The organism is Chitinophaga sp. 22308 (genome assembly GCF_052045305.1).
In the GTDB taxonomy this organism is placed as follows: domain Bacteria; phylum Bacteroidota; class Bacteroidia; order Chitinophagales; family Chitinophagaceae; genus Chitinophaga; species Chitinophaga varians_A.
In genome coordinates, this window is sequence record NZ_JBQEOP010000002.1 from 747,459 (window position 1) to 770,984 (window position 23,526).

23 protein-coding genes are annotated in these 23,526 nt (G+C 52.0%); 8 read left to right on the forward strand and 15 right to left on the reverse strand.

Going from position 1 to position 23,526, the window contains the following annotated elements:
* Window positions 1–118: 118 nt before the first annotated feature.
* From ACTJJS_RS09760 to ACTJJS_RS09780, 5 genes are all read right to left on the reverse strand, one after another.
* Window positions 119–1,237 carry a FecR family protein gene (locus ACTJJS_RS09760; protein ID WP_440663516.1) on the reverse strand — a complete coding sequence of 373 codons (1,119 nt, stop codon included), beginning with the start codon at window positions 1,235–1,237 and terminating at the stop codon, window positions 119–121.
* A 182-nt stretch (window positions 1,238–1,419) separates the two neighbouring features.
* Entirely contained in the window at window positions 1,420–1,962 is a 543-nt protein-coding gene (locus tag ACTJJS_RS09765) for an RNA polymerase sigma factor (protein WP_440663517.1), read from the reverse strand.
* Window positions 1,963–2,154: 192 nt separating this feature from the next.
* Complete coding sequence (locus ACTJJS_RS09770) at window positions 2,155–2,763, reverse strand: dihydrofolate reductase family protein (RefSeq protein ID WP_440663518.1); 609 nt, start codon at window positions 2,761–2,763, stop codon at window positions 2,155–2,157.
* Window positions 2,760–3,164 (reverse strand): hypothetical protein, encoded by a 405-nt coding sequence (locus ACTJJS_RS09775; RefSeq protein ID WP_440663519.1) that lies wholly within the window; start codon window positions 3,162–3,164, stop codon window positions 2,760–2,762. The genes ACTJJS_RS09770 and ACTJJS_RS09775 overlap by 4 nt, the downstream gene beginning before the upstream one ends.
* A gap of 28 nt (window positions 3,165–3,192) precedes the next feature.
* Window positions 3,193–3,678, reverse strand: a complete 486-nt coding sequence (locus ACTJJS_RS09780) for a VOC family protein (RefSeq protein WP_440663521.1) — start codon at window positions 3,676–3,678, stop codon at window positions 3,193–3,195.
* 135 nt (window positions 3,679–3,813) lie between these two features.
* Between ACTJJS_RS09780 and ACTJJS_RS09785 the strand changes: the two genes are divergently transcribed.
* From ACTJJS_RS09785 to ACTJJS_RS09795, 3 genes are all read left to right on the forward strand, one after another.
* Window positions 3,814–4,809 carry a GlxA family transcriptional regulator gene (locus ACTJJS_RS09785; protein ID WP_168872753.1) on the forward strand — a complete coding sequence of 332 codons (996 nt, stop codon included), beginning with the start codon at window positions 3,814–3,816 and terminating at the stop codon, window positions 4,807–4,809.
* Between the two features lie 15 nt (window positions 4,810–4,824).
* The gene (locus ACTJJS_RS09790) at window positions 4,825–5,604 is read left to right on the forward strand and encodes a helix-turn-helix transcriptional regulator (RefSeq protein ID WP_440663523.1); all 780 of its coding nucleotides are present in this window, start codon (window positions 4,825–4,827) and stop codon (window positions 5,602–5,604) included.
* A gap of 78 nt (window positions 5,605–5,682) precedes the next feature.
* The gene (locus ACTJJS_RS09795) at window positions 5,683–6,663 is read left to right on the forward strand and encodes a S41 family peptidase (RefSeq protein WP_440663524.1); all 981 of its coding nucleotides are present in this window, start codon (window positions 5,683–5,685) and stop codon (window positions 6,661–6,663) included.
* Here ACTJJS_RS09795 and ACTJJS_RS09800 read toward each other — a convergent pair.
* From ACTJJS_RS09800 to ACTJJS_RS09825, 6 genes are all read right to left on the reverse strand, one after another.
* The gene (locus tag ACTJJS_RS09800; RefSeq protein WP_440663525.1) at window positions 6,610–7,182 is read right to left on the reverse strand and encodes a dihydrofolate reductase family protein; all 573 of its coding nucleotides are present in this window, start codon (window positions 7,180–7,182) and stop codon (window positions 6,610–6,612) included. The genes ACTJJS_RS09795 and ACTJJS_RS09800 overlap by 54 nt on opposite strands.
* A 75-nt stretch (window positions 7,183–7,257) precedes the next feature.
* Window positions 7,258–7,974 (reverse strand): hypothetical protein, encoded by a 717-nt coding sequence (locus ACTJJS_RS09805; protein ID WP_440663526.1) that lies wholly within the window; start codon window positions 7,972–7,974, stop codon window positions 7,258–7,260.
* Window positions 7,975–8,022: 48 nt separating this feature from the next.
* Window positions 8,023–9,387, reverse strand: coding sequence for an MFS transporter (locus ACTJJS_RS09810; protein ID WP_440663527.1), 1,365 nt, complete (start codon window positions 9,385–9,387; stop codon window positions 8,023–8,025).
* Window positions 9,377–9,985 (reverse strand): isochorismatase family protein, encoded by a 609-nt coding sequence (locus ACTJJS_RS09815; RefSeq protein ID WP_440663528.1) that lies wholly within the window; start codon window positions 9,983–9,985, stop codon window positions 9,377–9,379. Before ACTJJS_RS09815 ends, ACTJJS_RS09810 begins: the two co-directional genes overlap by 11 nt.
* A gap of 9 nt (window positions 9,986–9,994) precedes the next feature.
* Window positions 9,995–10,423, reverse strand: a complete 429-nt coding sequence (locus tag ACTJJS_RS09820) for a MarR family winged helix-turn-helix transcriptional regulator (protein WP_440663529.1) — start codon at window positions 10,421–10,423, stop codon at window positions 9,995–9,997.
* Between the two features lie 178 nt (window positions 10,424–10,601).
* The gene (locus ACTJJS_RS09825) at window positions 10,602–11,354 is read right to left on the reverse strand and encodes a glycoside hydrolase family 16 protein (protein WP_440663530.1); all 753 of its coding nucleotides are present in this window, start codon (window positions 11,352–11,354) and stop codon (window positions 10,602–10,604) included.
* Between the two features lie 281 nt (window positions 11,355–11,635).
* Between ACTJJS_RS09825 and ACTJJS_RS09830 the strand changes: the two genes are divergently transcribed.
* Together ACTJJS_RS09830 and ACTJJS_RS09835 are read left to right on the forward strand one after the other, a co-directional pair.
* A complete protein-coding gene (locus tag ACTJJS_RS09830) occupies window positions 11,636–13,150 on the forward strand; it encodes a glycoside hydrolase (protein ID WP_440663531.1) in 1,515 nt (504 codons plus the stop codon).
* Between the two features lie 471 nt (window positions 13,151–13,621).
* Window positions 13,622–16,996 (forward strand): M43 family zinc metalloprotease, encoded by a 3,375-nt coding sequence (locus ACTJJS_RS09835; protein WP_440663532.1) that lies wholly within the window; start codon window positions 13,622–13,624, stop codon window positions 16,994–16,996.
* Window positions 16,997–17,050: 54 nt separating this feature from the next.
* Here the strand turns inward: ACTJJS_RS09835 and ACTJJS_RS09840 are convergent, their stop codons facing one another.
* Window positions 17,051–17,638, reverse strand: coding sequence for a histidine phosphatase family protein (locus ACTJJS_RS09840; protein ID WP_211092683.1), 588 nt, complete (start codon window positions 17,636–17,638; stop codon window positions 17,051–17,053).
* Between the two features lie 101 nt (window positions 17,639–17,739).
* Between ACTJJS_RS09840 and ACTJJS_RS09845 the strand changes: the two genes are divergently transcribed.
* A complete protein-coding gene (locus tag ACTJJS_RS09845) occupies window positions 17,740–17,913 on the forward strand; it encodes a hypothetical protein (protein WP_440663533.1) in 174 nt (57 codons plus the stop codon).
* Window positions 17,914–17,915: 2 nt separating this feature from the next.
* Here ACTJJS_RS09845 and ACTJJS_RS09850 read toward each other — a convergent pair whose 3' ends face one another.
* Window positions 17,916–18,806: an NAD-dependent epimerase/dehydratase family protein gene (locus ACTJJS_RS09850; RefSeq protein WP_440663534.1), complete on the reverse strand. Its 891-nt coding sequence runs from the start codon at window positions 18,804–18,806 to the stop codon at window positions 17,916–17,918.
* Between the two features lie 126 nt (window positions 18,807–18,932).
* Here ACTJJS_RS09850 and ACTJJS_RS09855 point away from each other — a divergent pair, with 126 nt between their 5' ends.
* Complete coding sequence (locus ACTJJS_RS09855; protein WP_440663535.1) at window positions 18,933–20,006, forward strand: class I fructose-bisphosphate aldolase; 1,074 nt, start codon at window positions 18,933–18,935, stop codon at window positions 20,004–20,006.
* A 121-nt stretch (window positions 20,007–20,127) separates the two neighbouring features.
* Here the strand turns inward: ACTJJS_RS09855 and ACTJJS_RS09860 are convergent, their stop codons facing one another.
* Window positions 20,128–21,372 carry a glutamate-5-semialdehyde dehydrogenase gene (locus ACTJJS_RS09860; protein WP_440663536.1) on the reverse strand — a complete coding sequence of 415 codons (1,245 nt, stop codon included), beginning with the start codon at window positions 21,370–21,372 and terminating at the stop codon, window positions 20,128–20,130.
* Between the two features lie 12 nt (window positions 21,373–21,384).
* Window positions 21,385–22,419 (reverse strand): glutamate 5-kinase, encoded by a 1,035-nt coding sequence (proB, locus tag ACTJJS_RS09865; RefSeq protein ID WP_168872767.1) that lies wholly within the window; start codon window positions 22,417–22,419, stop codon window positions 21,385–21,387.
* A 180-nt stretch (window positions 22,420–22,599) separates the two neighbouring features.
* Here proB and bla point away from each other — a divergent pair, with 180 nt between their 5' ends.
* Entirely contained in the window at window positions 22,600–23,493 is an 894-nt protein-coding gene (gene bla / locus ACTJJS_RS09870; RefSeq protein ID WP_440663537.1) for a class A beta-lactamase, read from the forward strand.
* Window positions 23,494–23,526: the final 33 nt, after the last annotated feature.

The window sequence follows — 23,526 nt, forward strand, 5'->3', positions numbered from 1 at the left end:
AAAAAATTGTTAGCGCAAGTGTTTTACGAAATTCAATCCTGCCGGGAGTGTTGCAACCACTTCCGGTTTCTTTTTTAGTAAGCGTTTTTGACTGTTGTTAATACGTTTGGTTGATGTTTTACTGAACGTTGATTTTCCTACCGTCTATCTTAAATTGTAGTTTACTGCCCGTTTCAATGATTTTGATGACTTGCAGGAGGTTTAAGCTCCTCGGGATTTCAGCGTCAAATCGTTTGCTGTTCGTGAGGGTGTTGCTGTAGGTGAACTCAACGTCGTACCATCTTCCAATTTGTTGAAGAACTTCTTTTAAAGGGGTACCGTTAAATACAAACAATCCATCTTTCCAGGCGGTGACGTCTTCGGCTTTGACTGCCTTTACTTCTATATCGTTACCAATCAGGGTAGCTTGCTGACCAGGCTTTAGTGGGTGGGTCGTGGATGAGGAGAGGGGCGTGATTTCCACACTGCCCTCTGCTAGTGTAGTAATGTCGGGTTGGTGGAGATAACAGCATACATTGAAATGCGTGCCGGTCACCTTGATAGTTTGTTGGAGGCTGGAGACAATAAAAGGTTGCTGGTGATTCTTTGCTACTTCAAAATATGCTTCGCCAATTAATTGGACCCGGCGCGTAGCGCCTGTAAAAGGTACAGGGTACGTAATACTACTTTCCGCATTCAGGAAAACCCTGCTGCCATCAGGAAGGACCACCTGGTACTGACCACCTCGGGGGGTGGTGATCGTATTGTACACAGGCCGGTCTCCCGATAGTTTTAATGGTTGCCTGGTGGTATTGAAATAATTCAAAATTCCTGTGTTGTTTTGTTGTGCGACCACTCCGGGCGCTGCCAGGATACTGTCCGGCGCATTGCCCAGCGGCACCTGTGTGCCGTCTGATAATGTGAGCATGGCTTTATTGCCGCCCGGACGGATAGCAGCCATCATCCTGTCCTGCTGCCGGCCGGTGTCGCTTGTCTGCATATACATGGTGTAAGACAATACAGACATAAAAGCTACCGCCGCGGCCATCAGGTACCATGCACCGGGTGATCCGCTCCTCCCTATCTTCAACCTGGCCCAGATCTCCCGTTTGATCCTGGCGTAGTCTACATCATACGCCACCGGTTCCTGCTGTCGGCAGAGTGCTAGGTACCAGTCTTCTACCAGTGCCTTCTCCTCCGGCGTGCAATCACCTCGTTCCACACGGTCCAATAAATCTTTGGTTTCCTGGTCGCTCATACAAAATTCTGGTTAGATAATACATTCACATTGACTTCTCAAAAAGGAAAGGGATACTGACAATCTGTTAACCTTTCATATATATAATACGCAGAGCTAACAAGTCAGTTGGAGTGAGATTATGAAATCTTTAACTTTTTGTGAATAATGCATTTTGTTTTTACACGGCGTTAAGAAATCGCCTAGAAGTAACTCAGCTTCGTCCGCAAGATCCTGATGGCATTGTGGATCTGCTTACGCACCGTCTCGGTAGACGTACTGGTACGCTCGGCAATGGTCTTGTAATCACAATGCTGCTTGCGGCTCAGCTCAAAAGTCAGCCGCATACGCTCCGGCAAACGCGAGATCTCCATCTCTATCTGCCGCTGTAACTCCCGCTCCCGTACCTGTATCTCCGTACACTCGGATGCGCAAACATGGTTCCTCAACGAGGACAGGTACTTCTCCCGCACCTTCTCCCGGCGGTAGTTATTGATAATACGGTTACGCACCGTAGTATACAGGAACAACCGCAATGGTATCGTTTCCTGGATACTGCCATGACGAATTAATGAATGGAAAGTCTCCTGTACCACATCCTGGGAAGAACACTCATCACGAAGCATCCGCAACGCATGACGGTACAGAATCGCCCAATAACGGTTGTAAATCTCTGTGAAACATTCAACGATGCCCTTGTTATAACCGGCAACCAGATCACTGTCACTTAATTCATGGTAACTCATATGCAATTAACTGATTGGGGTGGCTGAATAAATTTAAATGGTGCCACTTATAACCAAGGAACGTGTACGAAAATGAGGCGGTTGTAAAGCAAACGTTAATTCAAAAAAAATGGGTGAATGGTTTGGGGTATCGAAAATGGGGATACAAAAAATAAAACCAGCCATGGCGGCTGGTTTTATCTGAAATGAATGTTATGGCGTGACGGGGAGAAACGGATTTTTGTTGACAATATACCTGAACCAGACCACCCCGGAACGGAACGTTTGCATCTGCTCCAGCGTCATCGATACCTTGTCAGGCCCGCCGGAAAACATCGGCATACCCTGGCCTAACACTATCGGATGTACCCACAGATGGTATTCGTCAACCAGCCCGAGATCACCTAATGCGCCCACCAGCTGCCCACTCCCATATACGAGAATATTCTTCTCAGGACCAGGCCTCGGCTCCTTCAACGTGGCCACCACCCGCCGCAGATCACCCTTCGCCTGCCGGCTGTTGCTCCACGGCAATACGCTCAGCGTCCGCGAATACACCACCTTCTGTGTAGTGTTCAGCATCACGGCATAGGCTATATCTTCCCGCGGAAAAAAGGAATCTATCTCCACCCGCTGCCAGTAGGCTGCCATGGCTTCATAGGTGTTCCTGCCCAGCAACAGCGTGTCTGCCCCGGTAAGGTCCCGCGTAAGCCGCTCGCTCATGTCAGCGCCCCAGCTGGCCAGATGCCAGTCCAGCTCCCGCTGCCGGCCGGACATAAACCCGTCCAGCGAAAGGTTCATCGATACAATTACTTTCCTCATACTACATTGAGATGTTTACTTTGCCGGCGGTGACGGGCATAATAAATCTGCCGCCCCAGCAATGAACTGGGTATAGACAACGCTGCGCCCAGCAAAGGATACCAGGCAGGACCGGCGCCCTTCATGGCAATCATGCCAACGATCCACATCACCACGCCGACAATGCCCATGGTCCAGGTGGCGGCAGAGGCCCGAGACCGTGCAATGGCGCCGGCCAGCCAGGAACCCAGCACCTGGTAAACAAACCGGTACGCGGTGGCGAGTAATAACAGTCCGGCGTCAAACATAGGGACGCCGTAAGGAGGGTATACATGGGTGACATGGAAAATATGGTCGGTGCCGACTGATAACAACGTGATCACCACCATACCGGTAATAATGGCTACAATAAGGCGTATCATATAAGCTGTATTTAACTTGAAAAAAGGGTTATTTTCCGTCAAAAGCGTCCTGTAAGCCCTGCATGTCAAGCTTCTTCATGCCCATCATGGCCTGCATGGCACGGCCTGCTTTCTGACGGTCTGCCGCCCCCAGTAAACGGGCCAACAGGGTAGGGACCACCTGCCAGGACAAGCCAAACTTATCTTTCAGCCAGCCGCACTGCCCCTCTTTACCGCCGTCAGCAATAAGGCTGTTCCAGTAATGATCGGTCTCTTCCTGCGTTTCTGTGGAAATCACGAAAGAAATCGCTTCAGTAAAAGTGAAATGAGGTCCGCCATTCAGGGCCACGAACGACAGGTCCTCCAGCTGGAAAGTGGCGGTCATCAGGGTGCCTTCAGGCAGCGGCGCACCGGCGGGATAACGGTTGATACCCCCCACTTCCGCATTTTTGAAAATACCTTTGTAAAAATTGATAGCATCTTCTGCATTGTCATTGAACCAGAGAAAAGGCGTAATTTTTTGCTCGTTTTTCATAATTGTTGCATTTTGTGTGATGTTCTGAACCAAAGTTACTCCGCTGCCCGCTACAGGATGGGGTGGTATAGAGACATTCGTAGGGTAGTTTGCGACTTTTTATATCCTTAACTTTAAGTATAAACCCCCGGTCATATGAAACATGTATCCATACTAGTGCTCAATGACGCCGTGATGGCCAGTATTGTAGATCCTCATATGATGCTCAACGGCGTCAATGGCTTTCTCGAAGATGCGGGCAAGCCGCCGGCCTTTAAACTGCAGCTGCTGGGCCTTACGCCCATGGTAAAACAGTACAATGGCCTGTTCAGCGTACACACCGATAAAATGCTGAAAGAGGTAAAACGTACAGACTTGGTTATTATCCCGGCTATCGCCGGGGATTTTGAAGCTACCTTATATAAAAACAGGGAATTCATCCCCTGGATCATCCACCAATATAAAGAAAATGGCGCAGATGTGGCCAGCCTCTGTTCCGGTGCTTTCATGCTGGCCGCCACAGGCCTGCTCAACGGCCTCGAATGCTCCAGCCACTGGGCCTCGGCCAACCTGTTCCGGCAACTCTTCCCGGAAGTGGAGCTGGTCAACGGCCGCATCGTAACGGAGCAGGACGGCCTCTTCTCCAGCGGCGGAGCCAATTCCTACTGGAACCTGCTGCTGCACCTGGTGGAGAAATACACCGACCGCGAAACAGCTATCATGGCGTCTAAAGTATATGCCCTGGACATAGACCGCACCAGCCAGTCGCCCTTTACCATGTTCAGCGGACAAAAGAAACATGAAGACGCCCCCATCCGACAGGCGCAGGAATATATTGAAGCCAATATCCACCAGCGTATCTCGGTAGAGGAACTGTCCGACCGCTTCGCCATCGGCCGCCGCCACTTTGTACGCCGCTTTAAAAAAGCGACGGACAATACGCCACTGGAATATATCCAGCGGGTACGCATGGAAGCGGCTAAAAAGAAACTGGAATCCAGCCGCATGAACATCAATGAGGTGATGTACGAAGTGGGATATTCTGACAGTAAGGCTTTTCGTGCTATCTTTAAAAAACTAACGGGCATGCTGCCGGCAGACTACCGCATGAAATACAATAAAGAAGCGGCGGTGGAAGTCAGCAGGCGTTAGTAACGTAACAGTATAATGGAACAACTCGGCAGCGGCACCTTTCTGGGTAAAAACAAAGTCAATTACCATCTTTCCGGCATCATCCTGTCGGAAACGGTATACCATGCCGCCGTGTCGGAAGAATGGCACCACCATGCCAATCCTCATTGTTCGTTGGTGCTGGAGGGCGGTAACCTTGAACACCGCCGCTTCAGTCAGCAGGAGGTGCTGCCCGGCAAACTGGTCCGCTATGCCTCCGGAGAAGAACACCGCAACCTGCAAACACTGCACCCTTCCCGAAATCTCAATCTCGAAGTGGAACCTGCTTTCTGGAGGACCTACGGGCTGCCGGAAATCAGCTGGGACACCCTGCCGGAACATGCGCTGCAACTGGCCGTGCTGAACCTGTATAAAGAATGTACGCTGCTGCCGGGACATGATACGCTGGCACATACGATCTTACTGCAACACTGGGGCCCGCCGGTCAGGGCCGGCAAAGGAACGCCCGCATGGGTGGCCCGGTTGCAACAACTACTGCATGACCGCTGGGACGCTCCGCTCTCGCTCAACCTCCTGGCCGAAGAAATCGGTATACACCCAGTAACGCTCTCCAAATATTTCCCGGTGTATTTCCATGGTACCATGGCCGAGTATCTCCGGAAAATAAAAGTGGGCAAATCGCTGGCACTGGTCCGGGATAAAAAACAATCGCTTACCGCTATCGCCCTGCAATGCGGGTTCTTCGACCAAAGCCATTTTATCCGCAATTTCAAACAATACACGGGCTACCTGCCTGGTGCTTTCCGTAAGTTGTAATTTTTTCCGCCCACGCTAATTCTATGCAATTTTGGCCCTCAGCCGAACAGTAGCTTTGTGGTACTAATCGATGTCAACATGAAAAAATGGTATGCCCTGATGGCGTTTGGCCTGTGCCTGTCAACAGCCTACGGGCAAATGGTAACTCCCGCTGAAAAACAGGCGGTGATCAGGCAGGCGGCACAACTGCTGGAACAACATTATGTGTATCCCGATAAAGGCAAAACACTGGCAGCGGCGCTGCTGCAACAGGAAAAACAATTGGTGCAGGGAACAGACAGCGTGCATGTCTTTGCTAAAGCGGTCACCGGCCTCCTGCGGAAGACCGTAAAAGACGGCCATGTATTCCTGCGTTACAACCCAGAGATGATCAAAGAGCTGAAAGCGCCGCCCGCAAAGGGGGATAGCGCTAAAGACCCGTTTCATTACGACGAAAGGGCGGTCAATATGAATTTCGGTTTTGCGGAGACGAAGATATTGCCTGGCGCTGTCGGTTATATCCGCTTGTCAGAAATTAACCTGTCGCCCAACAGCGTGGACATACTGAAAGCCGCGATGGTATTCGTGCAGCATACAAAAGCGCTGGTATTGGACCTGCGCGACAATGGAGGAGGCGGCAGCGCTATCGGCCTGGTGCTGGAAGGGTATTTTGTGAAAGACGGCACCCCGTTGCTGGAAGTGAAAAGCCGGGATGGAAGAAATGAGTTGATGAAAGCCCAGGCGCTGAGCGGTATCAAACCTTATGAGAAGCCGTTGTATATCCTGGTCAATGATCATACGGCATCTGCTGCGGAGGCCATCGCTTTTGAACTGCAACACCTGAAACGGGCGGTGATCGTAGGACAGCGCTCTGCCGGCGGTGCGCATATGAATGAAGTTTATCCGGCGAATGACCGCTTTCTGCTGTCGGTGTCTGTAGCGGCGCCGGTATTCCCGGGCACGGACCACAGCTGGGAGCTGACAGGCGTACAGCCGGACATTGTCACCACCAACCGGGAAGAGGACTTACCTGCGGTACTGGGGCTGATAAAAAAGGACAACGATACCGCACAAAAATGATGTGGCGCTGACCAGCTTTACGGGCAAATGCTGGTCCAGCAGATGAAAAATAGACTGGCCTTTACCAATGGCCACCGGATTAACGAACAAATGAAACTCGTCGATCAGATGTGCCTGTATCAGGCTGGCGGCGAAACTGCTTCCCCCGTAGGTGATAATATCGCCTCCGGGGGATTTTTTTAGCCGGGCTACTTCTTCGGTCAGGTCTTCGTTCACAAGCACTGTGTTCTTCCAGCCATGTTCCGTTTGTGTGCGGGAGAAGACCATTTTGTCGAGGTCATTCATGCGATGCGTATATACGTCGGCGACATCGGGATCGCCGGCGCGGGCAGACCACGCGGGAATGAATTCGTGGGCCAGTTTGCGGCCTATCAGGATAAGGTCTACCGGGGAGGTAAGGGCAAGCACATAGTCTTTCAGGGGCTGGTCCCAGTCGCTGACCAGCCAGCGGGTATCTCCATCGGTATCGGCCACGAAGCCGTCTACGCTCACCTGCATTTGCAATATCAGCTTTCTCATGCTAATGGTTTTGAGGGTGCTGATACAAACTTACAGGTTAATAATATTTTTGACAGGGTGTGAATCCGTCAAACCTTAGAACAGGATATATTTTGCGTGATAGGTTTCAAACGGCACCAGCGTGTCCATGACCGGCAGCGGCCGGATAGGTATGATGGTGTCCGTATGTGCCGTAGGCCTGTCTTCTCCGTCATATGCCTCGGTAGAGCGGATGTAGCGGCCGGTGGAGAGATTGTACTGTTCGCTGACGAGCATGCCCTGGCCATCGGATTCGTTGCGGCTGTAGCCGATCAATTCGAACCGCTGGTTTTGGTAGCGGTAAAGGTACTCCGCCATGCCGCGCAGCAGCGATATCCTCACCGTAAGCACGCCCTTGCTGACGAGGACAGAATCCAGGTTGATGGCGTCGTGTGCGCCAGCGCCGCCGTCCGGCAGTATCGCCGTTTCAGAAGTCGCCGCCAGCTGGTATTGGCCATCGGGCCGGCCAAATAATACCTGGAGGCGGTAGGGCTTTTCTGCGGAAGTGGTGTCGTGCATCACTACCACGGAATCGCTCACATTGTCTTTGTTGAGATCGCCGGTGGCGGCGCACATAAATACGTTGTAACGCACCGGCCCGTCCGTGGCGGCTATAGCTGGTGGTGGCGCTGCCGGCACGGTATCGGCTGTTTCACGTGATGTCGTTTGTGCGGTATCGTTAGTACCGGTACTTTGCGGACGGCTATGGCAGCCGGTGGCTATCATCAGGCATATGGCGGGTAACCAAACAACCAGGGCAATGTTTTGCTTCATCTTATCAGGATAATGATTGAATGCCGCCAAGCTAACGAAAATAAATGACTACCGCAATGACAGCTCTTTTTTCCGGCTGATGGACGGTAGCAGCAGTAAGACCATCAGCACACAGCTGGCCGTGGTGAACCATACTACGGTGTGAAAACTGTTGTCTGTCACTCCCTGTTGGTACAATGTTTTCATTTGTGACCCGGATACTATCGCGCCGATATAACCGAAAGTACGGTAAAGCCCAAACGAAACCCCGGTGCGTCCTGCCGGCGCTTCTTCGTGTAGCCATGCCTGATTGGCAATTGGATTGATGCCGGTAGACAGGCCCACCAGCAGGGTGATGCCGGTCAACTGGTATATCGGTATGCCTGCGTGAACGAAGAACAGGGCCGCACATGCGGCGATCATACAACCAACGCCAGCCACGTTTTTCACCAGCAGGCTGTTATGCCGGGAGATGAGTAAGCCTGCGACAGCAGACACTAATGACATTGGCAATAACAAAAGGCCGGTACGTGCGGGCGAAATCTGTTTTACATGCTCCATCCATTGTGGCAGGGAAAACAACATCAGGTACATCACGTAACTGGTGGCCATCGCACTCAGGTATACCAGCAGTAGCGAAGGTTGTTGCACAAATAAATGCACATCTATGAATGGGCTGTCCTGTTTTCTTTCCCAGAGGATGAGCAATGTAAACAATACACCTAATAGCAGCGTGCCTCCGGGTGAAAAGGAGCGGTGCAATAACAGCAACAGCAGGTTGAGCAACATACCGCTGAACAGCAGGATGCCGACGATATCCAGTTTCTGTGGCAGTTCCCGGATACTGACCGGTGTTGCCGGTGGCGTGTCGGGCAACGCCCTTGCCAGCCAGAGTGATACCAATACCCAGGGAATGTTGATAAAGAAAATGCCTTTCCATCCGAATGTCTCTGATAGCAGGCCTCCCAGTGCCGGCCCCAGTACCATGCTGCCCAGGCCGGACACGGCAATGATGCCCAGCACGCCACCGGGCACCGCTTCGCCGGCCGCTGCATATCTCCGGTTGACCAGCGCAATGGCAGAAGGGTAGGCGGCAGAGGTGCCAAGGCCTAATAACACACGGGACACGATGAGCCAGTCAAAAGTAGGCGCTATGGTGCCGGTAATACCGGCTAGCAGCACCAGCAGGAATCCCAGCTGGTTTACTTTTTTAGGGCTGTACAGGTCGGCCAGTCTTCCCATGAGCGGTTGCCCGATGGTAGAGGTGAGATATAGCGGTGTGATCAACAGGGCGCCGTCGCTGATATTGCGGCCAAAGGACTGGCAGATGGTCGTTAGCGCGGTGGCCAGCATGGTGGAGTTGAGAGGGTTCATCATGGTGCCCAGCACCAACGGAGTGATAAACCCGACGGGTATACGTTCTTTACTTTTCACGTAAATTCAGATGATGCAGGATATCTGCGGTGGTACCTGTTTCACCGATGCGGGGGAAGATGTAATGCAGGCTGTTTTCGTGGCAGGCCAGTTGTGTGTCTGTCATGGCGTCGGTGGCAAAGGTGATATTAAATCCATTTTCGTTGGCGCTTCTGGCGGTGCCTTCCACGCCAATACTGGTGGAAACGCCTGCCAGCACAATGTTGGTGATGTTGCGTTCGCGCAGGATGCCGAGCAATGGCGTATTCGGAAAAGCGCTCCATGTGCCTTTGGTGATACGGATGTCTTCCGGTTGCACGTTAATTTCCGGCGCGATGTCGAAGAAGCCGCCGGCTTTCATGGCTTCCAGCTGTTGCTGCTGTGCCACGGGATCTTTAGGCAGGCCGTTGTTGACATCAGCACGTACCAGCATGGCCGGCGAGCCGATGGGGTTTACATTGACAACTATCACAGGCAGGCCCGCCTTGCGGAAGGCCGCTGCCAGCTGAGCAGCCTTGTGAATAACGTCTTTCACCGGATGCGCCGTTTGACGGCTGAAAATGCCTGTCTGTAAATCGATGAGCACAAGGGCGGTGTTTTTGTCGATACGCGTGATCATGTTTTTCCTTTATTTATAGTCTGCAATTTTGTTGAGCAGCGGCAGTACCGCTGTCAGCAATTTTTTCTCTTCTTTCGATAATGTCTGTTCAATCGCTTCGGCCAGCCATTCGTCCCGTTCATGCCGGGTTTTTTCTACCACCTTTTTCCCTTTTGGGGTGATGGTCACGCTCATCTTACGCTTGTCTTCCGGCGATTGTGTGCGGGTAATGAGCCCTCCTGTTTCAAGGCTGTTAAGTATCTGCGACATGGACTGGTTTTTCACCTTTACCAGCTCTGCCAGTTCTGATGGAAACATGGCGCCCTGCTGGTATACATAGGAAAGTGTTGATAACTCGCTGAGCGAGAACCCTTCTGTGGAATATACCTGCTTGCGCAGCCGCTTGTTGAGGTTGGAGATGCTAAGACGTAAGGAAGAGGCGGTGGCGAAACTGTCCATATTAATATTGTAAATTGTTTATGTAGTAAAACTAATAAGTTTACCTTACAAATTTACACCGGGAATTTTTATTGACCAAAAAAAATTAAAAACCAGGTATTTATCAGCCGAAGGCTGGAAAATAAAAAAAGGCCAGGATATATACCCTGACCTTTTCTGTATGATTGCTTTCATGAAGTTACTGATACACCTTCACCCAGTCCACAATCATCTGCACAGGCAGATCATCCGGATTTACCTTACCGACCCAGGTGCCGCCCAGCTGTTGATCAATCAACAAATAAAATGGCTGATCATAAGGCCATTGCGACGGGTCTACGCCTTCCACCCGTGGATACGTGAATGTTTCCCTGCCATTGATGAGAAATACGATCTTATCCGGGGACCAGTTGATGCCAAAGACATTGAACTCGTTGTTCAGCAATGCCGCTGTACCGCCGTGGGGAGGATTTTGGGTTTGTTTCAGGTCCAGTGTATAATAGGAGTGCGTGGTCTGATAGATGATGCTGTCGTAGTTGAGATGTTCCATGATGTCGATCTCTCCGTTGCGGGGATAGGCGCCGTATTTATTGTTTTCTGCCAGCATCCAGATAGCGGGCCAGGCGCCCTGGGTGCATTCCAGCTTAGCGCGGATTTCCACTTTCCCGTATTGGAAAGCGAATTTCCCTTTGCTATAGATGCCGCCGGTCAGGAAGGGTCTCGGGTCTTTCGTGGTGTCGGGATTATTGATGCCGCGGAGGTACAGGTTCCCGTCTTTCAGGACATAGCAGCGGTCATCGCTGGTCATGTGTTTGCCCCAGTCGGCCCCGTTGGGTGGGATGCGCGTCCACTTGGTAGTATCCAGCGTAGAGCCGTTGAAGTTATCTTCCCATATCAGCTGCCATTGCTGCTGGGAATGCGCATCTTTTTGAATGTACGCAGGTACTGGCAATTGAGTTGTCCGGCATGCTGATAAACCCACCAGAAGGCATAGAGATGGAAGAATGCATTTCATGGTTCACATATTAATAGACGATTAAATTTGTGTTATCACTATCCTTTTTGTAAAAGTATAGTTTTTGTTAACTAAATAATTACTATTTTTAAAAAAGAGGTAGATAGATACCTGTGTTTTGACTGTCGGCGCCAGTGAACAATTTTTGGAAAAGTATAGATATTTTAAACTCGTAATTCACTTTACCCTATTTCCATAAAACCCAAACCCTCGTAACAATGAAAAAAAATCTGCCAGGAATTTCCTTGTCCTTATTGGCCATGGTATTGGCCTCCGCATGTTCCAAAAGTATGCGGGACGACCTGAAGACCGCTGCCGACGGTAAACTCTCTAACCAGGTGGTAGCTGCCGCAGTCAGCACCGACACTGCCAACATTACCCTGAACTGGGGCACCACCTATCAGCGCATGGAAGGTTTCGGCGCGTTTGCCGGCCGTGCTACGCCTTTCTTTGAGTCGCCTAAGCGCGACACCATCATGCAACAGCTCTGGGGTGCTGACGGTTTGCAGCTGAATATCGTACGTGGTGAAGTGATGTACCATTATCCGTTCGACAAAACAACCGGCACGGTGACAATCCAGCCGGCAGGTACTACCATCGACATGGATGCTTCCAGCGCTGCCTACCAGGCCCTTAATGGTAACCAGAAAGCGCAACTGGCGCAGCTTTGGATACTGAAGAAACTGAAAGAGCGTTACCAGGTGCCTATTATGATCGCCAGCACCTGGACGCCGCCATTGTCCATGAAAAACAATACTTCCCAGGAGAGCGCCAAAAACTTCAACGGCCTTAACTACAGCTGCTGCTCCACAGACTTCGCCAACTACGTGGCAGGCTTCACCAAAGCCTATCAAAACGAAGGCGTCAACTTCTACGCGGTATCACCGAGCAATGAACCGGAGAACGTATTCTCTGACTGGCCTGCTTCCTATTGGACCGCCTCACATCTGGGAGAATTTATCACCAACAATCTCCGTCCTGCTTTAAACGCCAAAGGACTGAGCACCGTAAAAATCATCTCTTCTGAAAATGCTGCATGGGGCACCGCCAACAGCTTCCTCTCCGGTATGGACAAAAGCAAAGTCGATATTCTCGCCGGACACGGTTATGTGGAGATCGGAGACCTGATCCTGGGCAAACGCGGACTGAATCAGAACCCGCAAACATGGAACTACGCCACCGGCAACCGTCCTACATGGGTAACAGAAGCCTGCGATGACAGCGGTGTATATGACGCCACCATGACCGGCGGCCTGAAGCTCGCCACCAACATGCACAAGTTCCTGGCAGAATGTAACGTGAACGCCTATGTGTACTGGTTAGGGATGCTGGCCATCCGGAATAACGAATCGCTGATCTGTACCAACAGTGACGGTTCACTGGACTACCCTAAAACCTATGACGTTATGGGACAATATTCCAGGTTCGTACATGCCGGGTATTATCGGTTCAATTCCGCACTGGCCAACAACTCCACGCTGAAGGTGTCAGCCTGGAAAGATCCGGCCACCGGCAAATTCAGCGTGGTAGTGGTGAACCCGGGCGGCGCTGAAACCCGTACCCGTATTAAACTGTCGGGCTTCGCCAGCAATCAGATCACTTCTTACCTGACTGCCGATAATACCACCACTCACTGGCAACAAAGCGCACCGGTAGCAGCACAGGCTGATGGTAGCTTTGTAGTGGTAGTGCCGCCTGCAAGCGTTATTACGTTTACAGGGACCGCGCAATAATTTATAAATGCAGAAAATTCATTTATCATTCCCAGGGCTTTAGCCCTGGGATTTTATATTCATCTAACGCTTACCACTATCCGTTTTTTAACCCGGTTAATATCCGCCTATAACTCATCAATTTCATGGCATCCGGTTTATCCATACTCCGTTAAATTCGTAACGTTGTTGTATGTAGAGCACAAACCGAGGACCTGACGCCTGTGATATCAACCAAATAGAATCAATCTGCTCTTGTTTGCCGATGCCCGGCCCTCACCGGTATTGCCGGGTTACGCTATCCTGAATTGCCATTTTCAACCCATAAAAAACCACATTATGAAATAGAATTTTTCCCTCTGTCAAAGGCACAACGTGTCTATGTCTACCCATTTCCTGCTGCCATGTGCGGCTATTACTGCTATTTACACATGTTGCTGCGGCGTACTGCCGCGGATAGCAATTACTGTGTCCACATTTTAAACCAATTATATGTCACCTTTATCACGAAAGATAATAACGCTCTTGTTATGTCTGGTGGCCGGCTATGGGGTTAATGCCCAGCAGCCCGGACTTCCGCCGCTTCCCGATCACTGTGCTTCCTCAAAAGCCATGCAGGACCTGTACAAAAAACATCCCGCTTCCCGGCAGGCCGCCATCAACCAGGAAGCGCAGATAAAAAAGATAATTGCCGTTATGCGCCAGCAGAGAGCCGCGCTGGCAGGACCTGTACAGTATACCATTCCGGTAGTGTTTCACATCAATGACCCGGTGAACCCTTATAAGGTTACGATGGAACAAATCCGCTCCGCCATCGATATCCTCAATCAGGATTATAACCTGCTCAATGCAGACTATTCGTCTATCGATCCGCGTTTTATCGGACTGGCGGCTAATCTGCATATCACTTTCCGTTTAGCTGACATTGATCCGCAGGGAAATCCCACCAATGGGGTCACCTACCATTACAATGACCTGGACGGCCGTTCCCCCGACGGTACCGGCTCTGCTGTAAAAAGCATTTCTTACTGGCCGGGCAACAAATACCTCAACATCTGGATTGTGAGCGAGGTGGAACAGAAAGGAGTATACAACAATTCAGGATGGACCTATCTGCCTGACGACTGGGTCGCTTCCAATCACCTGGATGGTGTTGTGTACAACTGGCGTTACCTGGGCGCTCCCGGTGTGGGCAGCTCAGAAAACAACCAGCCCAATATGAAAAGAGTGCTGACGCATGAAGTGGGGCACTTCCTCAACCTGCAGCACACTTTTGAAAACGGTTGTACCGCTCCTGGCGATGAGGTGGATGACACCCCGCCTACACAGTCCAACTTCGGCGGATGTAACCTCAATGCCAACTGGTGCGGATCTGTGGCGAACGTTGAGAACTATATGGACTACTCCTCCTGTGCTAAAATGTTCACAGTAGGACAGCGCGACCGTATGCTGGCGGCGCTGACAGGTAACGTGGCCCAGCGCAGCAACCTGTGGAGCGCCACTAACCTGGCCGCTACTTTATTACCTGATTCCGTAAAAAGGCTGGTGCCCAACTTTACGCTCTTCAACGAAAGTGACGTGAACAACGGCGCTATCACGGGAACGGATACACTGAAATTGCTGGGCGGCGTACAGTTTGCCATCAGCAGCGGCACCTTCACAGCAGGTACGCATTTCACCACGCAGAACGTGCCCGCCGGTCTGACGGTGCAGGTGCAGGTGGTGAACAGCAAAACCGCTATACTGACTTTTACCGGCAACGCCAGTCAGCACGCGGTGGCCAATAACAATGACAGTGTAAAAATCACTTTCCTGAATGCGGCCATACAAGGCGGTGTAAGCTCACTGTACCGCAGCTACGTAGTTTTCGGTATCCACTTCCTTGATCCCTATAAGATCGTTTATACAGACTATCCCGATGTTACGATCACCAGCGGCAATCCATGGCAGTACATCAGCTTTGGCGCCGGTGATGCGGAATACGGCGGCTGGTTCGATAATAACAAGCTGCGCTTCGAAACCTATCAGAAAGCGGCTGTCTGCGAAGGCACTACGCTTAATATCTCACCGCTGTCTGCCAACACGCTGATCGGCGATACTTCCAACTTTGTGGTGGGCGGCGCTTATCCCAATGAACACGATATTTACAGCGCTACCTATACCAAATGGGCGGGCAAGACCGCCTATATTGGCCTGAAGTTCACTATGGGCGGAAAACCCCGCTATGGATGGATGCGCATCAGCGTAGCTGCTGATGGCAGCAGTTATACCATCAAAGACTATGCATGGAACCAGGCGCCTAACGGCAGCATTAGAACGGGTGATGCCGGTAAGGCCACCGTTTCCTGGTCCAGGACAGCCTTCCGCGAAGCTCTTTCCAATGACGGCGCTATAACGGATACGGCTGAAGTAGGAATACTGGGCAATACCTTTGCCATCAGCTCCGGCAACTTTACCGTCAACACGCATTATACGGTCAGCAATCTGCCGGCCGGATTAAGTGTGCAGCTGACCGCACTGAATAACACCACGGCGCGTTTAACCTTTACCGGTAAAGCCACCAGCAACGCTGCAGCTAACAGTACCACCGTTACCATTACGTTCCTGCAGGCGGCGTTCAGCACCCCGCAAACGCCTGACAGCAGCCAGAAACAGCTCAGCATCAGCTTCCGCGATCCATTCCAGATCAAATACGTGGACGTAAACGATACCACTTACACCATTAACGCTACCAACAACTGGTACTACTTCCTGGTGGATAACAACGCGGATGCGGCTTACGGCCTGTGGTCCGACAGCGGTAAACTGCGGCTGGAAACCTATAAGAAACCAATAGTGACGGTAGGCGCCACCAGGAACATCGCGATGCTGGCGGCCGGTACGGTCATCAGTGATTCGTCCAACTTTGTGGCGGGTGGTGATTATCCTAACGAGCATGACCTGGTAACGACGGCTTATACGCCATGGAAAGGCCAGACAGCCTATGCAGGATTCACTTTCTCTTCCGGTGGTGAAAACTTCTATGGGTGGTTCCGTTTTAAAGTCAACGCTAACGGTACCAGCTATACGCTGATGGACTATGCTTACAATACATTACCGGGCGGCAGTATCAAGGCAGGCCAGATGTCATCCACGCCGCCGCAGGACACCGGTCTCCGGGTACAGGACTATTGCACTGCCAGCACGGCATTGAATTACAATACCATCACACGCGTACGCTTCGCCAACCTGGACAACAGTTCACAATGGGACGGCTACAAAGACTTCACCGCGTTGTCCGCGAATGTGATAGCCGGACAGTCCTATCAGTTGCAGGTCAACCTGGGCGTGGAATACTGGCCTGACATTTCCGTAGCGGTATGGATAGACTGGAACGGGGACAAACAGCTGAACGACACTACAGAAAAAGTATACGTGAAACGTGGCAGCGGTCCGTTTAGCCAGACCATCACCGTGCCTGCCAATGCGAAAACTGGTCCAACCCTGATGCGCGTACGCATGGGCTATGGCAGCAACGTGAAACCCTGTGGCATAGATGCTTACCAGGGAGAAGTAGAGGACTATAAAGTCAATGTGAGCGGTGGTTCTTCCCTGATGACGATGAAGGAAGCAGTAAATAAACCGATGCTGACGGCTACCAGTCCGTTTGATGACCGTATACAATTGTATTTCCAGTCTGTCTGGAATGGTCCGGTGATCGTCCGGTTATATGGTCTCGATGGCCATATCGTGAAAGAGCAAAGGGAGCAGGTGATCAAAGGCATGAACAGAATACAGGTGAACAGTCTTTCCACCTTGCCATCCGGTGTTTATCTGATAGATATCTCCCGTGGTTTTGAGCGCATCAGCGTGAAAGTGGTGAAGTAGTTCCTGACTAACCAATTATACCGGGCGTCTCATCAGCAGATGAGGCGCCTTTTTTTATGACGCGGATTCCAGGTGTTCCACGCAGTTGAAGAGCGGGCATTCCCATTTATCGCCTGCCAGTTCCAGGTGGGTGATAGACGTGTTCTTCATGGGTGGCGGTGGCGGCAGGTGGGGCAGGAGATGGGCCAGCATTTGCCGGATAAAGCTGCCATGGGTGACGATGATAATTTGTTTCCCTTTTTCTGTGGCGATGAGTTCATTCAGAAAAGACATGCCTCTTTCCAATACGGAGGCATTGGTTTCCATGCCGAGGTCCTGCAATTTCCAGTCGGGCCCCCATTTTTCCAGCCGTTCTTCTTCGGTGGTGCCTTCTATCAGTCCGCCGCCGGCTTCCCCGATGCGGGTGTCCTGCCAGATGGTGTCGATGCCCAGTTGTTCGGCGAGAACGGCCGCTGTTTGCCGGGCGCGGATCAGATGGCTGGAGCAGACGATGTCCCATGGCTGTCCGGCGAGGCGTGATCCCAGTTTGCGGGCCTGTTCCAGACCTTCTTCATCCAGCGGAATATCAGAATATCCCTGCAGTCGGCCGGCTTTGTTCCAGGATGTGCTACCATGACGAATAATTGCAATACGGGTCACCATAAATGTCTGCTCGTTTTTTAGGGTAGCAAAGATAAACAACGAAGGTGGTAAATTCATCCTCAGGAGGCGGAAAGCGCAGGGATATTCCATAATTTTGACATATGGAAACAATGATCATACCCGCTGAGAATAGTCCAAAGCCTGATAATACCGAAACACAGCCGGAGGAGCCGGTCATTATACACGATGGCTCCGGCGGAGCTTTTGAAGGCACAGAAACCGTATCCGAAGAACAGGAAGAAAGACCGGAGCGGGAGAGGCCCCGGCCCTATTAATTTTAGTCGCGTTCGCTTTGCACGATCGTTGACAGCAGGTTGTTGTGTACCGGTAACCAGCCCAGGCTGCGTGCAGCCACAGCAGACACGATACTGTTGGACCCCAGTCCGAAATGTGCGCCCTCTATGCCCCAGCGGCGGATGGCCTCTTCTATCGTGATAGACGCTGTCTTTCCGCCGAAACCCAGCGATTTGCTAATAGCGGTAGCTATTTCTTTCAGGGAATGAATACCGTTTTCTGCGTAATAAAAGCTACCGGAAGGCGCTTGTTCCAGCGTCAGCAGGTAGAGGTCGGCCAGGTCTTCAATATGCACGTTGGACCAGCGGTTTTCACCGGCGCCGATATGGACGCCATGCCCCGCTTCCCTTGCGGCTTCCGTTAGCATGGGCACTTGTACCGAATCTTTTTTGATGCCGGTGCCGGTACCATAGATCATGGTCGGGCATATGACGCTGTAGTGGCCTTCTGCCGCCAGTACCGCCCTGTCAATGGCTACCCGTGCCGCTTTTTCAAGTCGCGGGTTTTTAGGGATAAAGGTAAATGGTTCGATGTTGGCATAAGCGCCCCTGGCCTTATCACCTGCAATACTGGAGCCGGACGTATGGATGAACTTTTTGCCGGTGCCGGCCAGCGTTTCGAGGATAGTGGCCACCACATAGGGATTGTCTGCCGAAGCGGTATTGATCACAGCGTCTGCCGCTGCCGCTTCCCGCGCGATGACCGCTTCATCATCAAGAGAACCGGTCACTGGTTGAATACCTACAGCTGTCAACGCCGGAAAGTCTTTTTCATTTCTTGCCAGTCCGCTGACCTTGTAACCTGCTTTCAGGAGCCGGGCCGCCACGGAGCCGCCGATATAACCGGTGACACCCGTCATAAATACTGTTTTCATCTGTTGTTACTTTAAAAGATGGATGATCAAATATGGTAGAAGCGAGTGTCCGTCAGAATTTTCCTCGCGATGTTTTTGTGCGGGATTAAATCCTTACATTTAAGTCTAACCAAAAAAGATTCTGTTATGTTATCCTTGGAAAATATCAGTGAGTTGCTGGGTAAAGATAGCGATATACTTTTACAACACGAAAGCAAGACCATCTCCAAAGACATGCTGCATCTGCCGGGACCGGATACGGTCAATCGTATCTATCAGCCTTCCAGCCGCAATCCGCAGGTATTGCGCAGCCTGGGGCAGCTGTTTAATTCCGGCCGGCTGGCTGGCACTGGTTACATGTCCGTCCTGCCGGTAGACCAGGGCGTGGAACACAGCGCGGGCGCTTCCTTCGCCAAAAATCCCGCTTATTTTGATCCTGAAAATATTGTGAAACTGGCCATAGAAGGCGGTTGCAATGCCGTCGCCTCCACCTTTGGTGTGCTGGCTTCCGTATCGCGCCGGTATGCGCACCGCATTCCGTTCATCGTTAAAATCAATCATAACGAACTGCTCACTTATCCGAATAAAGCCGACCAGGTGATGTATGGCACTGTCCAGGAAGCGTGGAACCTCGGCGCCGCGGCTGTTGGCGCCACTATCTATTTCGGCTCGGACAATGCCGACCGGCAGCTGGTGGAAGTAGCGCAGGCTTTTGAGCTGGCCCACGAGCTGGGAATGGCCACCATCCTGTGGTGCTATCTCCGCAACGATGCTTTCAAAAAAGATGTGGACTACCACCTGGCAGCAGACCTCACCGGTCAGGCCAATCACCTCGGGGTGACCATCCAGGCGGATATCATCAAACAAAAACTACCGGAAGTAAATGGAGGTTACAAAGCGCTGAACACCGGCACCTCCTCTTATGGTAAACTGGATGAACGCATTTATACCGAACTGACATCCAATAACCCCATCGATCTTTGCCGTTACCAGGTAGCTAACTGCTACATGGGCCGTATGGGCCTCATTAATTCGGGCGGCGCTTCACAAGGTGCCGCTGATCTCGCCGATGCCGTAAGGACAGCTGTGATCAATAAAAGAGCCGGCGGCGTGGGACTGATCTCCGGCCGCAAAGCCTTCCAGCGGCCGATGAAGGATGGAGCGGCCTTGCTGAATGCTATCCAGGACGTGTACCTGAACCCGGAAGTGACGATAGCGTAATATCTTTAAAAACAGGCAGCCTTAAAAGTTGTGTAACTTTTAAGGCTGCCTGTTTTTTTATAATAGTATTGGTTAATCCACCTATCTGTATTGTACATTAGTTCGCATGGGCCTGAACTTTTTATCTCACCTGTCCGCTGCCATACACAAACCATTTCTCCGTTACCAGTTTCTCCAAAGCAAAAGGCCCGCGTGCATGCAGTTTCTGCGTGGAGATGCCGATTTCGGCGCCCAGTCCGAATACGCCGCCGTCTGTGAAACGGGTGGAGGCGTTGACGTAAACAGCTGCGGCATCCACGGTATTGAGGAACTGTTCACTGATGATAGGGTCGCGGGAGATGATGGCTTCCGAGTGGCGGGAAGAGAATTCCTGTATATGCGCCAGTGCGGCTGTTGTATCAGGCACTATTTTGATGGAGCATTTGAGCGACAGGAATTCGCGGCCGAAATCCTCTGGCTGCGCTTTATGGAGGTGCGGGTATTGTTGTGCTTCCAGCAGCGCGTAGGCGGCCGGTTCTGCATAGATGTCCACTTCATGGGCTGCCAGTTGTGGCGCCAGCAGAGCGATGAAGCTGGCGGCAACGGGCTCGTCTACCAGTACGGTGTCCAGTGCGTTGCACACGGAGGGGCGCGACACCTTGGCGTTGGTCACGATGCCTGCCGCCTGTTCCAGGTTGGCAGAGCGTTCCACATAGGTGTGGCATACGCCGGCGCCGGTTTCTATCACCGGTACGCGGGAGTGCTGACGTACGAAGTCGATCAGCTGCTGTGAGCCACGCGGGATGATGATGTCAATATATTGAGAGGCCGTCAGCATTTCAGTGACCAGCGCACGGTCGGTGGGCAGCAGCTGCACAGCGTTTTCGTCGGTATTAAAACCACGCAGTGTTTCCTGTATCAGGGATACGAGGATGGTGTTGGTATGGATGGCATCGGAGCCGCCGCGCAGCACGCATACGTTGCCGGAGCGGATGCAGAGCGCCGCTACGTCTACTGTGACGTTGGGGCGGGACTCATAAATGACGCCTACCACGCCGAGTGGCACTGTCTTTTTCTGTATCAGGAGCCCGTTGTCGAGATGGTTTTCCAGCAGCAGTTGATTGGCCGGGTCCGGAAGCCTGGCGATGTCCTGCAGGCTGGCGGCGAGGCTGCGAATGCGCGGGGCATTGAGCAGCAACCGGTCTTTCTTTGGATCTTCGTCCGGCATCAGGTCCAGGTCCTTTTGGTTGGCCGCCATGATAGCGGGGATATTTTCATGCAGGGTACGGGACAGCTGTTGCAGGAGTGCCTGTTTCTGCGCGTCGGGCAGTGTCCGGATAGACACTGTGGCCTGCCGGGCCTTCTCTAAAAGGGGTTGGATCGTCATGATACATTACATTTATAACAGCACAATATCGTCGGCATGTGCTACTTCTGTGTTTTGTGCTTTGTGATTTGTTTCCAGTATATCGGAAGATATTTTGGCCCTGCCTACGGCGATGGCTATATTATCTTCATTAATGATCTCTATCACTTCGCCACATTCAAATTTTTCCACTACTTCCTTCACGCCCACGGCGAGCAGGCTGTGACGGCTCTCCAGCGCCTGTTGCGCGCCGGCGTCGATCAGTATCCTGCCGGTAACGAGGCTGCCGCTGGCGAGCCATTTTCTGCGGGCAGGCATGCTGCAGGGCTGTGGTAAACAGAGCGTCCCGGTTTTGCCGGCCATGGCATTGAGAATACCGTCGTTGGTACGGATACCGAAGATCACCACACGGATGCCCATGCGGGTGGCCAGCCGGGCAAAGGTGAGCTTGGACACCATGCCGCCCAGTCCCAGCGCTGATTTTTCCTTGTCGGCCAGCGATAAGGCGGTTTTGTCGATCACGTCTATCTGCGGCACTACCTGGCCTTCACGGTCCAGCACTCCCGCCACGCTGGTGCTGAAAAGCAGGAGGGAGGCGCCAAAGCCTACGGCGATCAGCGTGGCCAGTTCGTCGTTGTCGGAGAATTTCAGCTCCAGGCTGCTCACTACATCGTTTTCATTGGCAATAGGGATAATATTATTGGCCCACAGCTCTTCGTAGGTACGCTTCAGCTGCAGGAACTGGTCCCTGTTGGAGAAATGCTGCCGTTCACAGAGGCTCTGCGCCACCGCGATATTGTACGGAGCAAAATAACGGCTGTATTTACTCAGCAGCAGCGGGTTGCCGATGGCGGCAGCTGCCTTGCGCTGGCTGATAGTGCCTTCGTACTCCTTCATGTATTGTTTGCCCGCGGCCACCGCGCCGGAAGACACCAGCACAATATGATATTGCTGATGCAGTTCCGCCACCTGACGGGCGATGCCGGCTATGACAGTTTCGTCCAGATCACCGTTGGCATGGGTGATAGACGCTGTGCCGAACTTTATAACTAGTATTGGTTTGCTCAAAGCCTTTCGTTTTAAAGGCTAAAATTAATACCTGATCCGGGAAATTCTAAATGTAAAATGAAACACACGCCCTATTGGCTAAAAAATGTGAACAGCTGGATAAATAACGGTTAAATTAACGCAATAGAACAGCGGTGTTTTAAATACCTTTGTAGTCCTTAATTTTAATCCACCCTTTGTATGTTCATGCGCCCACTTTCCTGTCTGGCTATCATGCTGATATGCCCTCTTCTGTCTATCGCTCAAACAAAAAACACCCTTCCCCAGCAATTTGCAGTCATCGCCGAAGCGGCTAAAGGTAAAGTAGGTGTCTCAGTCCAGGTGCTGGAAACCGGCCAGCGGATGGGGTACAACAGCATCCAGCGGTTCCCGATGCAAAGCGTTTACAAGTTCCCCATTGCCATGGCGGTATTGCAGCAGGTAGACCAGGGCAAGCTGCAGCTACAACAGTCTGTTAAAGTATTGCCGTCGGACTACATTCCCAAGCCCGGCCACAGCCCGCTGCGCGACGAGCATCCTGCCGGCAACGTGGACGTAACGGTGGCGGAACTGCTGCGCTACAACGTGGCGGAAAGCGACGGCTCGGCCTGCGATGTGCTGCTGCGCCTCATCGGCGGCACTAAGGCGGCCGACCAGTACGTGCATAGCCTTGGCATTAAGGACATGTCCATCGCATTGACAGAAAAAGTACAGGTGCCCAATGAACCTATGCAGTACCAGAACTGGTGTACGCCGGACGCCATGAATGCCCTGTTTAAAAAATTCTACACAGGCCATGTATTGTCCGACAGCAGCTTCCATTTCCTGCTCGACCTGCTGGTGAATTCCGGCCCGGGCGCAAGACGGCTGAAAGCGAAGCTGCCGGCAGGTACCGTGGTGGCACACAAGACCGGCACCTCCGGCACGGAGAACGGCCTTACCCGTGCTACCAACGACGCAGGCATCATCACACTGCCCAACGGTCAGCATATGGTGATCTCCGTGTTCATCAGGGACTCCTACGCCGATCAGCAAACCCGGGAGAAGACCATCGCCGATATCGCGAAAGCGGCATGGGACCATTTTGTACCTTAAGAAAGAAAAAATGGATAGCTTTGGCTTTTCTGC

Bases quoted from the DNA above. Each gene is read 5' to 3' on its own strand.
- ACTJJS_RS09785 (WP_168872753.1), top strand. From the start codon at position 3,814: ATGAAACATGTATCCATACTAGTGCTCAATGACGCCGTGATGGCCAGT.
- ACTJJS_RS09830 (WP_440663531.1), top strand. From the start codon at position 11,636: ATGAAAAAAAATCTGCCAGGAATTTCCTTGTCCTTATTGGCCATGGTA.
- ACTJJS_RS09775 (WP_440663519.1), bottom strand. From the start codon at position 3,164: ATGATACGCCTTATTGTAGCCATTATTACCGGTATGGTGGTGATCACG.
- ACTJJS_RS09795 (WP_440663524.1), top strand. From the start codon at position 5,683: ATGAAAAAATGGTATGCCCTGATGGCGTTTGGCCTGTGCCTGTCAACA.
- bla (WP_440663537.1), top strand. From the start codon at position 22,600: ATGTTCATGCGCCCACTTTCCTGTCTGGCTATCATGCTGATATGCCCT.
- ACTJJS_RS09835 (WP_440663532.1), top strand. From the start codon at position 13,622: ATGTCACCTTTATCACGAAAGATAATAACGCTCTTGTTATGTCTGGTG.
- ACTJJS_RS09780 (WP_440663521.1), bottom strand. From the start codon at position 3,678: ATGAAAAACGAGCAAAAAATTACGCCTTTTCTCTGGTTCAATGACAAT.
- ACTJJS_RS09820 (WP_440663529.1), bottom strand. From the start codon at position 10,423: ATGGACAGTTTCGCCACCGCCTCTTCCTTACGTCTTAGCATCTCCAAC.
- ACTJJS_RS09815 (WP_440663528.1), bottom strand. From the start codon at position 9,985: ATGATCACGCGTATCGACAAAAACACCGCCCTTGTGCTCATCGATTTA.
- ACTJJS_RS09845 (WP_440663533.1), top strand. From the start codon at position 17,740: ATGGAAACAATGATCATACCCGCTGAGAATAGTCCAAAGCCTGATAAT.
- ACTJJS_RS09770 (WP_440663518.1), bottom strand. From the start codon at position 2,763: ATGAGGAAAGTAATTGTATCGATGAACCTTTCGCTGGACGGGTTTATG.
- ACTJJS_RS09850 (WP_440663534.1), bottom strand. From the start codon at position 18,806: ATGAAAACAGTATTTATGACGGGTGTCACCGGTTATATCGGCGGCTCC.
- ACTJJS_RS09765 (WP_440663517.1), bottom strand. From the start codon at position 1,962: ATGAGTTACCATGAATTAAGTGACAGTGATCTGGTTGCCGGTTATAAC.
- ACTJJS_RS09790 (WP_440663523.1), top strand. From the start codon at position 4,825: ATGGAACAACTCGGCAGCGGCACCTTTCTGGGTAAAAACAAAGTCAAT.
- ACTJJS_RS09855 (WP_440663535.1), top strand. From the start codon at position 18,933: ATGTTATCCTTGGAAAATATCAGTGAGTTGCTGGGTAAAGATAGCGAT.
- ACTJJS_RS09805 (WP_440663526.1), bottom strand. From the start codon at position 7,974: ATGAAGCAAAACATTGCCCTGGTTGTTTGGTTACCCGCCATATGCCTG.
- ACTJJS_RS09860 (WP_440663536.1), bottom strand. From the start codon at position 21,372: ATGACGATCCAACCCCTTTTAGAGAAGGCCCGGCAGGCCACAGTGTCT.
- ACTJJS_RS09840 (WP_211092683.1), bottom strand. From the start codon at position 17,638: ATGGTGACCCGTATTGCAATTATTCGTCATGGTAGCACATCCTGGAAC.
- ACTJJS_RS09800 (WP_440663525.1), bottom strand. From the start codon at position 7,182: ATGAGAAAGCTGATATTGCAAATGCAGGTGAGCGTAGACGGCTTCGTG.
- ACTJJS_RS09760 (WP_440663516.1), bottom strand. From the start codon at position 1,237: ATGAGCGACCAGGAAACCAAAGATTTATTGGACCGTGTGGAACGAGGT.